Genomic DNA, 14,227 nt, shown 5'->3' on the forward strand with positions numbered 1-14,227 from the left:
CGGCCGAACCGTCGCCGGGCCGTCAGCGGTGCGTGCCGATGGGGATGACGAGTGGCGTGCCCGCCACCGGGTCGGTGATGATCTTGGCGTCCAGTTCGAACACCTCCCGCAGCAGCTCCTCCGTCAGCACCTCGTGCGGGTCGCCCGCGGCCACCACCCGGCCCTCCCGCATGGCCACCAGCCGGTCGGTGTAGCGGGCCGCCAGGTTGAGGTCGTGCAGGACCATGACGATGGTCCGGCCCCCCGCCCCGTGCAGGTGCCGTACCAGCTCCAGGACCTCCACCTGGTGCGCCAGGTCCAGGAACGTGGTCGGCTCGTCGAGCAGCAGCAGGTCGGTGCCCTGGGCCAGCGCCATGGAGATCCAGGCCCGCTGCCGTTGCCCGCCGGAGAGCTCGTCCAGGGGGCGTTCGGCGAGGTCCGCCAGGCCGGTCATGGCCAGCGCCTCGTCCACAGCCGACTCGTCGTCCGACGACCACTGCCGATACCAGGTCTGGTGCGGGTGTCTGCCCCTGGCGACCAGGTCGGCGACCGTCAGCCCTTCCGGCGCGGTGGGCGCCTGCGGCAGCACGCCGAGGATCTTGGCCACCTCGCGGGTAGGGGTACGGTCGATGCGCTTGCCGTCGAGCAGCACCTCGCCGCCCTGCGGCCGGAGCAGTCGGCCGAGCGCGCGCAGCAGGGTGGATTTGCCGCAGCCGTTGGGGCCGATGATCGTGGTGACCGTGCCCGCCTCGATGCCGAGGTCGAGCCCATCGACGATGGTGCGATCGCCGTACCCGAGCTTGACGTCGACGGCCTGGAGCCTCATTTGCGCGCCTTCCAGATCAAGTGGATCAGGTACGGGGCGCCGAGGACCGCGGTCACGACGCCGACGGGCAGTTCGATCGGGGAGAAGGCGGTACGCGCGATCAGGTCGGCGGCGGCGGTCAGCACGGCGCCGACCACCGCCGACGACAACAGCGGCGGCTGGCCGTAGCGGGTCAGCCGGAGCGCGACCTGCGGCGCGGCCAGCGCGACGAACGCGATCGGGCCCGCCGAGGCCGTGGCGACGGCGGCGAGGAGCACCGCGGCGAGGATCATCAGCGCGCGCGCCGGGTTCATCCGCAGGCCGAGTGCGGTGACCGTGTCGTCGCCGAAGCGCAGCGCGTCCAGCGAGCGGGTGCCGAGCAGGGTCAGCGGCACGAGTACGGCCAGCGCGAGCGCCACGGGCACCACGTGCTCCCAGCCTCGCCCGTTGAGTGAGCCGCTGATCCAGACCATGGCTCTGCCGGTGTCGTTCACGTCGCCGACGGTCAGCAGCCAGTACTTGACGTTGGTGAACACCGCGGCCACGCCGATGCCGACCAGGACCAGCCGGTAGCCGTCGAGTCCGCGCCGCCAGGCCAGCGCGTACACGATCACGGCTCCCGTCAGGCCGCCGAGCAGGGCCAGGAGGGGGATGCCGAGGGTCGAGAGCAGCCCGCTGACCCCGCCGTACGCGCTGCCGCTGGCCACCACCCCGGCCACGACCGTGACGGAGGCGCCGGTGGTGACGCCGAGGATCTCGGGGCTGGCCAGCGGGTTGCGCGCGATGGACTGGATGATCGCGCCGGACAGCGCCAGCGCCGCGCCCACCAGGGCGCCGGTCAGCGCGCGCGGCAGGCGGAGCTCCATGATCACGAAGTGGTCGGCGCTGTTGACGTCGAACGTGCCGCCCAGCACCTGGGACAGGCTCATCGGGATGTCGCCGATGCGCATGTTCAGGGCCATGAGCAGGCCGAGGAGCGCCAGACCGCCGAGCGTGACGGCGACGCCGCGCGGCCGTACCCGCCAGGACAGACCCGCCACCCGCAGCGGGATCGTCGTCGTCACAGCCGCACCGGCTTCCTGCGGCGGACCAGGACGACGAAGAAGGGGGCGCCGAGCAGCGCGAGCACCACGCCGACCTCCAGTTCGCCCGGCGGGGCGACGACGCGGCCGATCACGTCGGCGAGCAGCAGCAGCGCGGCGCCCACCAGCCCGGAGTACGGCAGCAGCCACCGATGGTCGGTGCCGGACAGCGGGCGGACCAGGTGCGGCACGATCAGCCCGACGAACGCCAGCGACCCGCAGGCGGCCACCGAGGCGCCGGTGAGCAGGGTGACGGCGGCGACGCCGACGGTGCGGGTGAGGGCGATGTTCTGGCCGAGGCCGCGCGCCACGTCCTCGCCGAGGGCCAGCGCGTTCAGTCCCGGGGCGTTGACCATCGCCAGCACCAGGCCGGCCAGGATGAACGGCAGCACCTGCCAGACCACCTCGGAGCCCCGGGCGGCGATGGAGCCGGCCTGCCAGAACCTGAACACGTCCATCGCCTGCTCGTCCAGGAGCACGATGGCCGAGGTCAGCGCATACAGGAAGGCGCTCACAGCGGTGCCCGCCAGGGCGAGCGTGACCGGCGTCGGGCCGCCGCGCCCGCCGACCATGCCGAGCGCGAACACGCCGACGCTGGCGATCAGGGCGCCGGCCAGGCCGAACCAGATGTAGGCGAGCAGGCTGGAGGCGCCCAGCAGGATGATCGAGGCGACCATCGCGAACGCCGCCCCCTGCGTCACGCCGAGCAGCCCGGGGTCGGCGAGCGGGTTGCGGGTGTGGCCCTGCATGAGCGCGCCCGCGACGCCCAGCGCTAACCCGGCCAGTACGCCGAGCACGGTCCTGGGGACGCGCAGCGAGCGGATGACGATGTCGTTCTCGGTGCCGGTCGGGGCGGTGAACGCGTGCCAGGCGTCGGCCGGAGGCACGGACTTGGCGCCGATCGTGATGCTCAGCACCACGCCGATCACGACGGCCCCGAGCAGGACCAGGAGAACGGTGAGCCGCCGATGCTGAACGCCGCGCGGGCGCGGCGTCACAGCCGTAACGGTCACGCGATCCCTCCGTGTTTATTGCCGCACTCCGTGCGGCGGGCTCGGTCGCCCAATGCCGCCGCCTTCCCCCGTCGCTCTGGTCGCTACGCTCCGTGCTTATTTGCCGCACTTTGTGCGGCGGGCTCGGTCGCCCAATGCCGCCGCCTTCCCCCGTCGCTCTGGTCGCTACGCTCCCGGCGCTCCTCCTCCAGGCGACGGCGCTCCCTCGCCGGCTCCTCCTCCAGACGACGGCGCTCCCTCGCAATATTTGCCCGACCTTGGTGAAGTATGCCAGGTTAGGCAGGGCTAACCTTAATTAGGGTTGCCTAACGTTTGCTGGGAAAGGGATCAGATGAGGCCGTTGCGCGCTCTGGTGGGGGCCGTACTTGTGGGGGCGCTCGCCGCCTGTGGTTCTTCGACTCCGGCCGGGCAGAAGCCGGCGCAGCCGTTCCGTGTCGTCAAGCACGCGATGGGCGAGACCGAGATCCCGGCGCGGCCCAAGCGTGTGGTGGCTCTGGACCAGAGCTTCGTCGACGCGGTGCTGACGCTGCGGACGCCGGTGATCGGCTACACCACCTACCGGTCCATCGACACGAAGCTACCTGATTACCTGGGCTCCGTCGCCGCCGAGTACGGCAAGGAGGCCACCCCGGTCGGCACCCTGGAGCAGCCCAGCCTGGAGAAGATCATCGCGCTCAAGCCCGACCTGATCGTCTCGGCCAAGGTCCGCCACGCGGCTCTCTACGAGAAGCTGTCCAAGATCGCCCCGACCGTCTTCAGTGAGACCACCGGCGCCATCTGGAAGGACAACCTCCGGCTCATGGGACAGGCCCTGGGCCAGGAGCAGCTTGCCGACGCGACGATCAAGTCGTACGAGGAGCGGGCCGCGAAGATCGGCACCGAGATCAAGGACAAGGACGGGAGGCTGCCGACCATCTCCATCGTCAGGTTCGCCGGGGAGCCGACGACGCGGCTGTACGTCGAGAACTCCTACTCGGGGGTCGTGATGAAGGACATCGGCTTCCCGCGCCCGGAGGGCCAGCCCACCAAGCAGGACGCGATCGTGGTGGACGTGAGCCAGGAGCGCATCGGGGACCTGGACGCGGACCACCTCTTTGTCGCGACATATCCGGATCCGTCGTCTGATGGGCCCAAGGAGAAGTTCGTGGGCAACCCACTGTGGGGGAAACTCAAGGGCGAGAAGCACGAGGTCAGCGACCTGACCTGGATGAGCGCGGTCGGCATCCAGGGGGCCCACGCGATCCTCGATGACGTGGCGAAGCTCTTCGCCGTCGATCCGGCCAGGACAACCACTTCCTGACCGGCCACGACCACTTGCTGACCGGCCACGACCGCTTCCTGGCCGGCCACGACTACTTGCTGGCCGGCCACAACCGCTTCCTGGCCGGCCACACCACTCCCGGAGAGGTCGGCGCGCCTTCCTGAGAGGTCAGCTCGCCGTCAGGAACGTACGCAGGTCTGCCAGGTGGGGTGCGAGGTCCAGGCCCTGGGCGGTGAGCCAGTCCCGGTCGCAGTAGGTGCCCCGGTAGCGCTCGCCCCCGTCGCAGATCAGGGTGACGATGCTGCCCTGGGTGCCGGTCCGGCGCATCTCGCGGATCAGGTCCACGCAGGCGGCCACGTTCGTGCCGGTGGAGCCGCCCACGTCGCGGCCCGTCACCTCGTGGACCCAGTGCATGGCGGCGATCGACCGGGCGTCCGGAACGGTGATCATGCGGTCGATGACCATCGGCTGGAACGAGGGCTCCACCCTCGGCCGGCCGATACCCTCGATGCGGGAGCCCCGGGCGGTGACGGACGTGTCGCCCGACACCCAGCTCGGATAGAAGGCGGAGCCCTCCGGGTCGGCCACCGCGAGGCGCGTGGGGTGGCGGCGGTAACGGATGTAGCGGCCGATGGTCGACGAGGTGCCACCCGTGCCCGCGCCCACCACGATCCAGGTGGGCTCCGGGTGGGGCTCCATGGACATCTGCGCGTAGATCGACTCGGCGATGTTGTTGTTGCCCCGCCAGTCCGTGGCCCGCTCGGCGTAGGTGAACTGGTCCATGAAGTGGCCGTTCGTCTCGGCCGCCAGGCGGTGGGACTCGTCATAGATGGTGCCGGGATCGTCGACCAGGTGGCACTTGCCGCCGTAGAACTCGATCAGCGCGATCTTCTCCGGTGACGTGGAGGCGGGCATCACCGCGATGAAGGCCAGACCGAGGAGCCGGGCGAAATATGCCTCGCTGACCGCCGTCGAGCCGCTCGACGCCTCCACGACCGTGGTGGCCGGCCCGATCCAGCCGTTGGCCAGGCCGTACAGGAAGAGAGATCGAGCAAGTCGATGTTTGAGTGAACCAGTGGGGTGGACTGACTCGTCTTTCAAGTAGAGGTTTACCCCCCAGTGCGGGGGAAGCGGAAAGACATGGAGGTGCGTATCACAGCTCCGGTTGGCGTCGGCTTCTACTTTACGAATCGCCTCCGTCACCCACAGTCGCGCCTCGATGTCATGCCGATCCACGAAATCCATGTCTATACGCTATCCCATGTGACCCTTGCCACATTAAGTGCGGAATTGGGGGTATAGTGTTATGCTAATGAGACTGGTCCCGCCGTGGACGTGATGACGCACGCCGCGAGCAGGTGGACCTTTAACCTCTCTGACCTGGCGGAACCGTTAACGCGGCCCTTACGTGCCGATTGCGAAACTGGTACCGAGGCCAGCGGCTTGGCCGAGATGGGGGATAGCGCAAGGGGGAATGATTTGATCACCATGACCGATGAACAGCGACAAGACTGGTTCGAGCGCGACGTCGTGCCCGTGACGTCGCAGCTGTTCGCCTCCGCCATGCGCCTGACCCGCAACTCCGCCGACGCAGAGGACCTGGTCCAGGAGACCGTGGCCAAGGCGTATACCTCGTACCACCAGTTCCGTGAGGGCACGAACCTCAAGGCCTGGCTGCACCGGATCCTCACCAACAACTTCATCAACGACTATCGCAAGAAGCAGCGCTCGCCCAAGCTGGCCGCCGCCGAGGAGATCGAGGACTGGCAGCTGCACGCCGCCGAGTCCCACAGCTCGACCGGCCTGAAGTCGGCCGAGACCGAGGCGATCGAACGGCTGCCCGACAACGTCGTGATGAACGCGCTGCGCTCCCTGCCGGAGGACTTCCGCGTCGCCGTCTACCTGGCCGACGTCGAGGGGTTCGCCTATAAGGAGATCGCCGAGCGCATGGGCACGCCGATCGGCACGGTCATGTCCCGGCTGCACCGGGGCCGCCGCCAGCTGCGCGGCATGCTGGAGGGCTACGCCCGCGAAGAGGGCGCCCTGCGCGTGCCGGCCCAGAGCGCCGCATAGCCGCCCGATCCCACACCCAGAGCCGCGCCCAGCCGTCCAACCCCATATGGAGCCGTACGCGGAGTGTTCCGTTCTCGGCGCGAAGGTCGACGAAGTCGCAGAGCTGTCGGCTGATCCAGAGCCCGTATCCTCTCGAGGATTCGGGCTCTGGTGGTATATAGCCCGGTAAAGGGTCATCGAGCGCGCCGCCCGGGTCGGCGATCTCGCAGACCATCTCCCTTCCGCTCACCCACACTTGAACGACTCGTGGTCTGGACGAGCCCGATCAGGGCGCACGGCCGAAACGTAGCAAGCGCTTGCAATCCGCGCAACGGCTGAGGACGGCACCGCGCCGGACGGCCGAATCGACGCGCCAAGCGACTGCGGAAACCCATACGAGCCGCGTCGGGCGACTTGGCGTGCCGAGCGAAGCGCCGCGTCAGGCGACCGCGATGAGCGCCACCGCGCCGAGCGCGCACGCGACGCCCGCCACCTGGATCGCGTGCAGCCGCTCGCCCAGCACCCGCCGGGCCAGTAGCAGCGTGCTCGCCGGATAGAGGGACACCAGCACCGCCACCAGGCTCAGCAGGCCCTGCTGCTTGGCTTCCAGGTACAGCACGTTGGCCAGCATGTCGAGCACGCCCGCCGCGATGATGATGTGCAGCGAGCGGCCGGCCGGCTTCAGCGTGCGCCGCGTCGCCACCGCGAGGGCCACCACCAGCGCCACCGAGGACACTCTGGCCCCCACCAGGGGCCACAGACCGCCGTCGTCGGGAGCCAGGGCGAGCAGGATGAAGAAGCCGCCGAACGCGGCGCCCGCGGCCAGGGCGATGAGCACCGAGCCGATCGAGCCGCTTTTGGTGGCGGAGCGGTCCTGGCTGACCAGGAGTACGGAGCCGAGGGCCAGCACCACCCCGACCAGCGCCACGGGCTCGGGGCGCTCGCCGGTCGCCAGGCCGTACATGACGGGGAGTCCGGCCGACGTGACCGCGGTCGTGGGCGCCACCACCGACATGACGCCGGTGGCGAGTGCCCGGTAGAAGAGCATCAGGCCGGCGGCGCCCGCCACGCCCGCGCCCAGCCCCCAGAGCAGCGCCCCGTCGCTGAACACGCCGGGAAGCAGGGGCAGCAGGAGGAGGATCACGGCCAGGCCGGCGAGCTGCGACAGCGCCACGACCGGGAACACCTGCGATCGGCGGGTGGCCAGGCCGCCGAAGAAGTCGGCCGTGCCGTAGACCACCGCGCAGGCCGTCGCGAGGATCACCGCGAGCATGCTCCACCGTCCAGTTCATCAGAGTGCACTACTAGTACAATGCATTAGAGTACAACACAGTGCAAATCACCTTCACTACACTGCACCGTATGGAGGATCCGGAGACGATCACACAGGCCATCGCCAACAACGTGCGCGCCCAGCGCGCGCACCGCGGGCTCACGCTCGACGCGCTGGCCGCCAGGTCGGGAGTGAGCAGAGGCATGCTGGTCCAGGTCGAGCAGGCCCGGACCAACCCCAGCGTCTCCACGCTCACCCGGATCGCCTCCGCACTGGGCGTGACCGTGGCCAGGCTGGTGGAGGTCTCCGACGTGCCGGTGGTGCGGATCGTCGAGAAGGCCGACGTGGTCACGTTCGACCAGGGCGAGGTGCAGGCGAAGCTGCTGGTCGGCGCCGATACGCCGATGATCCTGGAGCTGTGGGACTGGCGGCTGGCGCCCGGCCGGCACCACGACGGTGACGCCCACCCGCCGGGCACCCGCGAGATGCTGACGGTTCTGGCGGGCGAGCTGACGCTCACGGTGTACGGCAGGAGCCACGTGGTCAAGGCCGACTCCGCCGTGCTCTTCACCGCCGACAGGCCCCATCGCTACGCCAACCAGGGATCCGAGGAGCTCCGGCTGGTGATGGTGGTCGCCGAGCCCAGAGAGGCGCCTGACCAATGAGGGCGGCCGGCCGATTGAGGGCGGCTGACCGATTGAGGGCGGCTGACCAAATAACGTCGAACAGCCTCCAGATCACCTTCTGGAGTTTGATGATTACAGCATGTCCTTGACGGCTGATGCCGGATGGTGGGTACATCCGGGTGTGTGCGACGAAACGTCAGCTGGGGGTGGCGCGTGACCGAAGGGCGCACGGCGACGGAGAAGCTCTACGCGGAGCTGCACGGTCTCGGTGTCACCAGCGCCTACGAGGTGGGCGACGACGCCACCGTCTCGGTCTGGATCGGCCTGGTCGTGCATTACAGGGACGGGTTTTACCGCTGGCAGGAAGGGCCCGTGAAACGTCGGCATTTGGGTACGGATCCGGTTGGATGTGCCATACGAGTGGCGCGTCGATACACCGAACTGCGGGCCGATATCCCACTCTGGTGGGAGGACCTGGCCAAGGAGTTGCGGGGTAACCCGGTACAGGAATATCCGTAAACCCCGCAGACGCTCTCGGAGGGCGCCATGCGGGTCTGGGCGATATCCCTGGCATTGCTGGTCGCGGTGGCCGGATGCGGGCCCCGGCCGATGATCCAACCCCAGCTGACCCGCCCACAGGCGCCCATCGACCCGAAAAAGCTGGCCAGGCGGCTCGAGGCCATGCAGCCCGGCTGGCCGACGGCCCGCAGGATCGACTGCAGGCATCTGAAGTGCGTCGCGCTCACCTTCGACGACGGGCCCGGCGACTACACCGGCAAGCTGCTGGACCTGCTGAGCGCCCGGAAGGTCAGGGCCACGTTCTTCGTCGTCGGGCAGATGGTCGCCGCGCGCGGGGGCGCCCAGCTCGTACGCCGCATCGTGGCCGAGGGGCACGAGCTCGGCAACCACACGTGGAACCATCCACCGCTCACCGGGTTGACGGACCAGGGGCTGCGCTTCCAGCTGAAGCACACGAACGACCTGGTGGAGCGGGTGACCGGGGTCCGGATGCGGGTGATGCGCCCGCCGTACGGTGCGACGAACCGCCGGGTGGCCGCCGAGGCGCGGCGCCTGGGGCTGGCGCAGATCCTGTGGAGCGTCGATACCCTGGACTGGCAGGACCGGGTGCCCGCCCTCGTGGCCAGGCGCGCGGGCAGGTCGGCGGTGGGGTCGATCGTGCTGATGCACGACATCCACCGCAGCACCGTCCAGGCGGTCCCCGCCCTGCTCGACCTGCTGGCGAAGAAGGGCTGCACGCCGGTGACCATCTCGGAGTTGTACGGCAGGACGCCGGCGCCGGGCCGGATGTACACCGCCCGGATGTACAAAGCCCGATGAGCCGTGCGGCGCGTCAAACCGTCGGCGGGCCGTGGCACTCTTGACCCATGGGTTTCACCGGTTTCCCCGACGAGGCGTTCGTGTTCTACGAGGGCCTTGAGGCGGACAACAGCAAGACATATTTCACCCGCCACAAGCACTTCTACGAGGACGCGGTGCGCGCGCCGATGCTCGCCCTCACCGAGGAGCTGGCGGCGGAGTTCGGCCAGGCCCAGCTGTTCCGCCCCTACCGTGATGTCCGCTTCGCCAAGGACAAGTCACCGTACAAGACCCATCAGGGCGCCTTCGTCGACCTCACGCCCGGCATCGGCCTCTACGTCCAGGTAGGCGCCGACGGACTCTTCGCGGCGGGCGGCTGCTACACCCAGGCGTCCGACCAGGTGGCCCGCTACCGCGCCGCGGTAGACGAGGACCTGACGGGCAAGCCGCTGGCGGACATGGTGACGGCCTTGCGGGCCGGGGGCTACGTCGTCGGCGGCGACCGGCTCAAGACCCGTCCCCGTGGCATCGCGGAGGACCATCCCCGCCTCGACCTGCTGCGCCACAGGTCCCTGCACGCGGGCCGCCAGTGGGAGCCCGAGCCGTGGGTCCACACCGCCGAGGTCCTCGACCGGGTCCGCGACACCTGGCGGGCCTTCGGGCCGCTGGTGGACTGGATGTGCGCCCATGTACGGGCCAGCGAGTTGCCGCGCCGCTGACCATGGGAGGTCAACAGATCGTGACGGCGCGCGGGGATGGCGCGGCGACGACGGTCACCGCCGAGACGGGCGACCGGACGCGCCGCGACCGCGTCACGCTGGCGGCGATCACCGCCACGGCGGCCGCCCTCTACACCACTCTCTCCCTCACCAAGCTGGCGAACTTCAAGGCCGGCGCCTACGACCTGGTGATCTTCGACCAGGCCGTGCGCTCCTACTCCCAGTTCCGCCTGCCGATAGCCATCGTCAAGGGCGTCCACAACGGCTTCGGCCCGGATTTCTCCACCCTCGGCGATCACTGGTCGCCCATCCTCGCCCTCCTGGCCCCGCTCTACTGGCTGTTCGACGGCCCGGCCACGCTGCTGGTCGCCCAGGCGGTGCTGATGGCCGCGGCGGCGGTCCCGCTGTGGGTGTTCACGCGGCGGGCGCTGGGGCCGGGCGCCGCGCATCTCGTCGCCATGGCCTACACGCTCTCGTGGCCCGTGGTGGAGACCGTGGCGTTCGACTTCCACGAGGCGGCGTTCGCGCCGCTGCTCACCGCCGTGCTGCTCGAACGCCATCAGGCCGGCAAACGCCTCGCCGTGGTGACGGCCGCCCTGGCGCTGCTGTGCGTCAAGGAGGACATGGGGCTGCTGGTCGCCGGGTTCGGGCTGGTCCTGCTCACCCAGCGCGGCCGGCGGGTCCTGGGCGGCGCGTTCGTGGCCGGCGGGGCGGCCTACACGTGGCTGGCGTCGCAGGTGCTCATCCCGCTGTTCGGCGGCCGGTCCGACTACTACTGGGCGTACGGCGCGCTGGGGCCGGACATGCGGGGCGTCGCGCGCACCGCCCTGACCGATCCGCTCACGGTGCTGGCCCAGCTCGGCAGCCCGCCGGTCAAGCTCGTCACGCTGGCCCTGCTGCTCGGTGTCACGCTGCTGGTGGCGCCGCTGTCGCCGCTGCTGGTCATGGCGGTGCCGCTGCTGGCCGAGCGGATGCTGGCCAGCTCATTCCCCAACTGGTGGGTGGCCGGCTACCACTACAACGCCTTCGTCGTGGTGGTGGTCTTCGCGGCCGGAGTGGACGGCGTCCGGCGCCTGCGCGCCCGCCACGCGGCCGGAGGGGACCCAGCGACGCGAATCGAGGCTCCGGGGCCGGCAGGCGGAAACCCGGTGACGCGGATCTCGGCCCTCGGGGATCGGGTGACGCGGGTCTGGGCCCTGGGGGTGGCCGGGTTCGCGCTGGTCTCCGTGCCGTTCTTCTCCCTGGCCGGTCTGGCCGACCCCGGCTCCTACCGGCACGACGCCCGCGAGCGGGCCGCGGCCGCCGCCGTCGCCGTGGTGCCCGACGGGGTGCTCGTGGAGGCCGCCAACAACCTGGCGCCGGCCCTGTCGGGACGGAGCAGGGTGCTGCTGTGGGACCGCACGCGGCGCGGGGCGCCGTGGGTCGTGGCCGACGTGGGGCGCAAGACCTTCCCGTTCGTGGACGTGGCCGAGCAGCGCGAGCGCGTACGGCTCCTGCTCGCCAGTGGCTACGAGGTGCGCTTCTCCCAGGACGGCTACGTGGTCCTGGCGGCTACGGCCCGGCCGAGGACACCTGGTCCCCCTTGAGGATGCGGTCCACGGTCTGGCCCGCCGCCGACGTCGCCGCCGTGGTGCCCGCCGCGATGACGACGGCCAGCAGCGGCGTGGCCAGGCTGCGTACGCTGCGTACGTTGCGCACCCGCGCCCACGGCTCCCCGGCCAGGTGCATGACCCGCCACTCCCAGTACAACCCGAGCCCGATGCAGACCAGCGCCACCTCGCCCACCACGATGGCCACCACCTGCACCTTGACCGCCATCCCGATGTCCGGCTCGAACAGCGTGGGCAGGTACGCCGACAGCTCCGTGACCAACGCCGCCGCCATCAGGTGGAGCGCCTTGGTCATCGGCTGGGTGCCCCGGATGCGCGGATAGAAGTAGCCGAACACGAAACCGAAGGCGGGCAGCGTCAGCAGGTAGCGGGAGTCGAACACGAAGCTGCTCAGGTCGGCTCCCGTCGGCCAGCCGAACACGAGCACGAAGGGCAGGCTCAGCAGCAGGCTGATCACGAACGCGTACACGCCGTTGTGCCACGGTGTGCAGCCGGCGGCGGTGGCCAGGGCCGTCTCGGGGTGCCGCCCGTGCTCGTCCAGCGCGGCCTCCAGCTCGTGGCGCCGCGTGTCGAACTCGGTCATCGTCAGCTCGCCGGCGCCCAGCTTGCCCCGGCCGATGCGATAGAGCTCCTGCTCGGAGATGAGCAGGAGCCGCTTGTGCAGGGCGGCCCTGACCAGTTGCCGGTGCTCCTCGGCGGTGGTCGGCTCGACGACGGCCGGGTGGGGGCGTACGAGCAGCCAGCGGGCCGTCACCCAGGCGGCGATCGAGGTGATCGTCAGCTGCGGCAGCGCCACGTTGACGTCGGTCAGCGTGGTGCTGCCCCTGGGGGTGAGGTAGAGCACCATCAGGCAGGCGATCACCGTGGGGTGCGTCGCCGGGTGGTCGAGCGCGGCCAGCGAGCCGCCGAGGCGCCGGAGCCGGAGCACCAGCAGCGCGAACGCCAGCAGCAGTAATCCGAGTACCCCGCGTACGAGCGGGTCGAGCGGCAGGATGCCGATCTTCGGCATGTTCGACACGTCCGCGCCGCCGAAGGGCAGGTTCCACGACCCGCTGTCCAGCCACTCCGTCGGCCAGCCCTGCACCAGCAGGCTCACCAGAACGGCGCCCACGACCGCGGTGCGGGTCCACATCTTGGTGGCCACGGCGATGGCGGCGACCGGGATCACCGCCCAGCTGAGGGCCAGCACCAGCCGGATGCTGTCCGGCGGATACACCCCGGTCAGCAGCGCCCGGCCCCACAGGGCGAGCGCCAGCAGGCCGATCGCCGCCTCGGCCGCCAGCACCGCCAGCCGGACGATCACCACGCGGACCCCCAGGTCCACGCTGAACACCACCGCCGCCGCGGCGGCCGTCACGGCCGCGACCACGGAGCCGATCAGCAGCGTCTGGGCGGGCAACTGCTCGTGCAGCCACGACCAGGACAGCATGCCGAGGCCGACGAGGCAGGCGAGCCCGGTGACCACGAGCATGTCGCGGGTGGTCCACGGCGGGCTGGTCGGCAGGGCCCGGCTCGCGTGCCGCGCCGTGAGCGCCGGCAGCGCGAGGAACAGGGCCACGTACGCCAAGGGCCGCCAGTCCGGCGCCAGGAGCGGGAGCAGCACCAGGGGTGTGACCAGGGCGATCCCCAGGAGGAGCTCGCGGTTGGGCGGCCGGTTCCACCAGGCCAGGCCGAGCGAGCGCGCCAGGAAGGCGGCCAGCGCGATCGCGGTGAGCACGCCGAGCCCGGCCGTCCACGAGAAGTCGTTCGTCTCCTCCGCGTCCGGGAAGCCGTAGGAGTCCTGGGCCAGCGTCACCTTCACCAGGTACGACCCGACGGTGAACCGCAGGCGCTCCGGCTCCTCCCGCTCGGGATCGAGCCCTTCGGCCTGCAGCACGGTCCACTCGCCCGGCAGCAGGCTGATCGTCCGCTGGCTCACGATGAGCGGCTTGGCGCTGGGGGCGTTGAAGTCGAACGTCATCAGCTCGCTGGGCCTGAACTGCCGCAGCAACGTCACCTGGAACTCGGCCGTGGTCAGCCCGGCGGCGGACGTGGTGAGGATCGGCGCCGGCCGCGTGGTCGGGGCCAGCACGGTGCCACCCACCTTGACGGCCCCGAACCCGTCGTCGGTGAACCGCCGGATGCCGGCGGGGAAGCTGCCGCCCTGCCGCAGCGTCTCGACCAGCGGGTCGGCCCGGTTCATGAGCAGCCGGTGCTTGATGGTCACCTTCACCTGGCGCTGCCGCTCGTCGAGCCGTCCCGCGGGCACGGCGCGCAGGTCACCTGGGCCGGCCCTGGTCACCAGGACCTCGGTCGTCGCCTGCCGGGCGAGTTTCACCCGCGGGTCGCCCCGGCCGTCCAGCTCCCATGGTTCGGGCACGACGGGACTCGCGGACCGCGTGGACAGCGGCACGGGCCTGGCCGCCACCGTGCACCAGACGATCGCTCCCGCCGAGACCATCGCGAGCCCGAACGCGATGAACATCCGGAGCTTCCCCACAGAGTGGATGA

General features: G+C 70.4%; 13 protein-coding genes. 7 read left to right on the forward strand and 6 right to left on the reverse strand.

Features of this window, described 5'->3' with window-relative positions; translation table 11 throughout:
* Positions 1-22 precede the first annotated feature (22 nt).
* From AB0H88_RS12930 to AB0H88_RS12940, 3 genes are read right to left on the reverse strand one after another with little or no spacing between them, the layout of a single operon-like run.
* A complete protein-coding gene (locus AB0H88_RS12930) occupies positions 23-805 on the reverse strand; it encodes an ABC transporter ATP-binding protein (RefSeq protein WP_357643756.1) in 783 nt (260 codons plus the stop codon).
* The gene (locus AB0H88_RS12935; RefSeq protein WP_357643758.1) at positions 802-1,848 is read right to left on the reverse strand and encodes an iron chelate uptake ABC transporter family permease subunit; all 1,047 of its coding nucleotides are present in this window, start codon (positions 1,846-1,848) and stop codon (positions 802-804) included. Before AB0H88_RS12935 ends, AB0H88_RS12930 begins: the two co-directional genes overlap by 4 nt.
* The gene (locus tag AB0H88_RS12940) at positions 1,845-2,879 is read right to left on the reverse strand and encodes an iron ABC transporter permease (protein WP_357643760.1); all 1,035 of its coding nucleotides are present in this window, start codon (positions 2,877-2,879) and stop codon (positions 1,845-1,847) included. Before AB0H88_RS12940 ends, AB0H88_RS12935 begins: the two co-directional genes overlap by 4 nt.
* Positions 2,880-3,210: 331 nt before the next feature.
* Here AB0H88_RS12940 and AB0H88_RS12945 point away from each other — a divergent pair, with 331 nt between their 5' ends.
* Positions 3,211-4,179 carry an iron-siderophore ABC transporter substrate-binding protein gene (locus AB0H88_RS12945; RefSeq protein ID WP_357643762.1) on the forward strand — a complete coding sequence of 323 codons (969 nt, stop codon included), beginning with the start codon at positions 3,211-3,213 and terminating at the stop codon, positions 4,177-4,179.
* Positions 4,180-4,308: 129 nt separating this feature from the next.
* Here AB0H88_RS12945 and AB0H88_RS12950 read toward each other — a convergent pair whose 3' ends face one another.
* Complete coding sequence (locus tag AB0H88_RS12950; RefSeq protein WP_357643764.1) at positions 4,309-5,385, reverse strand: PLP-dependent cysteine synthase family protein; 1,077 nt, start codon at positions 5,383-5,385, stop codon at positions 4,309-4,311.
* 243 nt (positions 5,386-5,628) lie between these two features.
* On the opposite strand from AB0H88_RS12950, the gene AB0H88_RS12955 reads away from it, so the two are divergent.
* Entirely contained in the window at positions 5,629-6,213 is a 585-nt protein-coding gene (locus AB0H88_RS12955; protein ID WP_225291958.1) for a sigma-70 family RNA polymerase sigma factor, read from the forward strand.
* A 418-nt stretch (positions 6,214-6,631) separates the two neighbouring features.
* On the opposite strand, the gene AB0H88_RS12960 is transcribed toward AB0H88_RS12955, so the two are convergent.
* The gene (locus AB0H88_RS12960; protein WP_357643766.1) at positions 6,632-7,465 is read right to left on the reverse strand and encodes a DMT family transporter; all 834 of its coding nucleotides are present in this window, start codon (positions 7,463-7,465) and stop codon (positions 6,632-6,634) included.
* An 89-nt stretch (positions 7,466-7,554) separates the two neighbouring features.
* Here AB0H88_RS12960 and AB0H88_RS12965 point away from each other — a divergent pair, with 89 nt between their 5' ends.
* From AB0H88_RS12965 to AB0H88_RS12985, 5 genes are all read left to right on the forward strand, one after another.
* Entirely contained in the window at positions 7,555-8,130 is a 576-nt protein-coding gene (locus AB0H88_RS12965; protein WP_357643768.1) for an XRE family transcriptional regulator, read from the forward strand.
* 174 nt (positions 8,131-8,304) lie between these two features.
* On the forward strand, positions 8,305-8,610 hold the full coding sequence (locus AB0H88_RS12970) for a hypothetical protein (protein WP_357643770.1): 306 nt from the start codon (positions 8,305-8,307) through the stop codon (positions 8,608-8,610).
* Positions 8,611-8,637: 27 nt separating this feature from the next.
* On the forward strand, positions 8,638-9,429 hold the full coding sequence (locus tag AB0H88_RS12975; RefSeq protein ID WP_357643772.1) for a polysaccharide deacetylase family protein: 792 nt from the start codon (positions 8,638-8,640) through the stop codon (positions 9,427-9,429).
* Between the two features lie 47 nt (positions 9,430-9,476).
* Positions 9,477-10,127, forward strand: coding sequence for a DUF2461 domain-containing protein (locus tag AB0H88_RS12980; protein ID WP_357643774.1), 651 nt, complete (start codon positions 9,477-9,479; stop codon positions 10,125-10,127).
* 20 nt (positions 10,128-10,147) lie between these two features.
* The gene (locus AB0H88_RS12985; protein ID WP_357643776.1) at positions 10,148-11,713 is read left to right on the forward strand and encodes a DUF2079 domain-containing protein; all 1,566 of its coding nucleotides are present in this window, start codon (positions 10,148-10,150) and stop codon (positions 11,711-11,713) included.
* Here AB0H88_RS12985 and AB0H88_RS12990 read toward each other — a convergent pair.
* Positions 11,679-14,216 carry a hypothetical protein gene (locus tag AB0H88_RS12990; RefSeq protein WP_357643778.1) on the reverse strand — a complete coding sequence of 846 codons (2,538 nt, stop codon included), beginning with the start codon at positions 14,214-14,216 and terminating at the stop codon, positions 11,679-11,681. The two genes, AB0H88_RS12985 and AB0H88_RS12990, sit on opposite strands and share 35 nt — an antisense overlap.
* Positions 14,217-14,227: the final 11 nt, after the last annotated feature.

The organism is Nonomuraea sp. NPDC050680, from assembly GCF_040654555.1.
Taxonomy (GTDB): Bacteria; Actinomycetota; Actinomycetes; order Streptosporangiales; family Streptosporangiaceae; genus Nonomuraea.

Bases quoted from the DNA above. Each gene is read 5' to 3' on its own strand.
- AB0H88_RS12965 (WP_357643768.1), top strand. From the start codon at position 7,555: ATGGAGGATCCGGAGACGATCACACAGGCCATCGCCAACAACGTGCGC.
- AB0H88_RS12945 (WP_357643762.1), top strand. From the start codon at position 3,211: ATGAGGCCGTTGCGCGCTCTGGTGGGGGCCGTACTTGTGGGGGCGCTC.
- AB0H88_RS12975 (WP_357643772.1), top strand. From the start codon at position 8,638: ATGCGGGTCTGGGCGATATCCCTGGCATTGCTGGTCGCGGTGGCCGGA.
- AB0H88_RS12950 (WP_357643764.1), bottom strand. From the start codon at position 5,385: ATGGATTTCGTGGATCGGCATGACATCGAGGCGCGACTGTGGGTGACG.
- AB0H88_RS12955 (WP_225291958.1), top strand. From the start codon at position 5,629: ATGACCGATGAACAGCGACAAGACTGGTTCGAGCGCGACGTCGTGCCC.
- AB0H88_RS12980 (WP_357643774.1), top strand. From the start codon at position 9,477: ATGGGTTTCACCGGTTTCCCCGACGAGGCGTTCGTGTTCTACGAGGGC.
- AB0H88_RS12930 (WP_357643756.1), bottom strand. From the start codon at position 805: ATGAGGCTCCAGGCCGTCGACGTCAAGCTCGGGTACGGCGATCGCACC.
- AB0H88_RS12960 (WP_357643766.1), bottom strand. From the start codon at position 7,465: ATGCTCGCGGTGATCCTCGCGACGGCCTGCGCGGTGGTCTACGGCACG.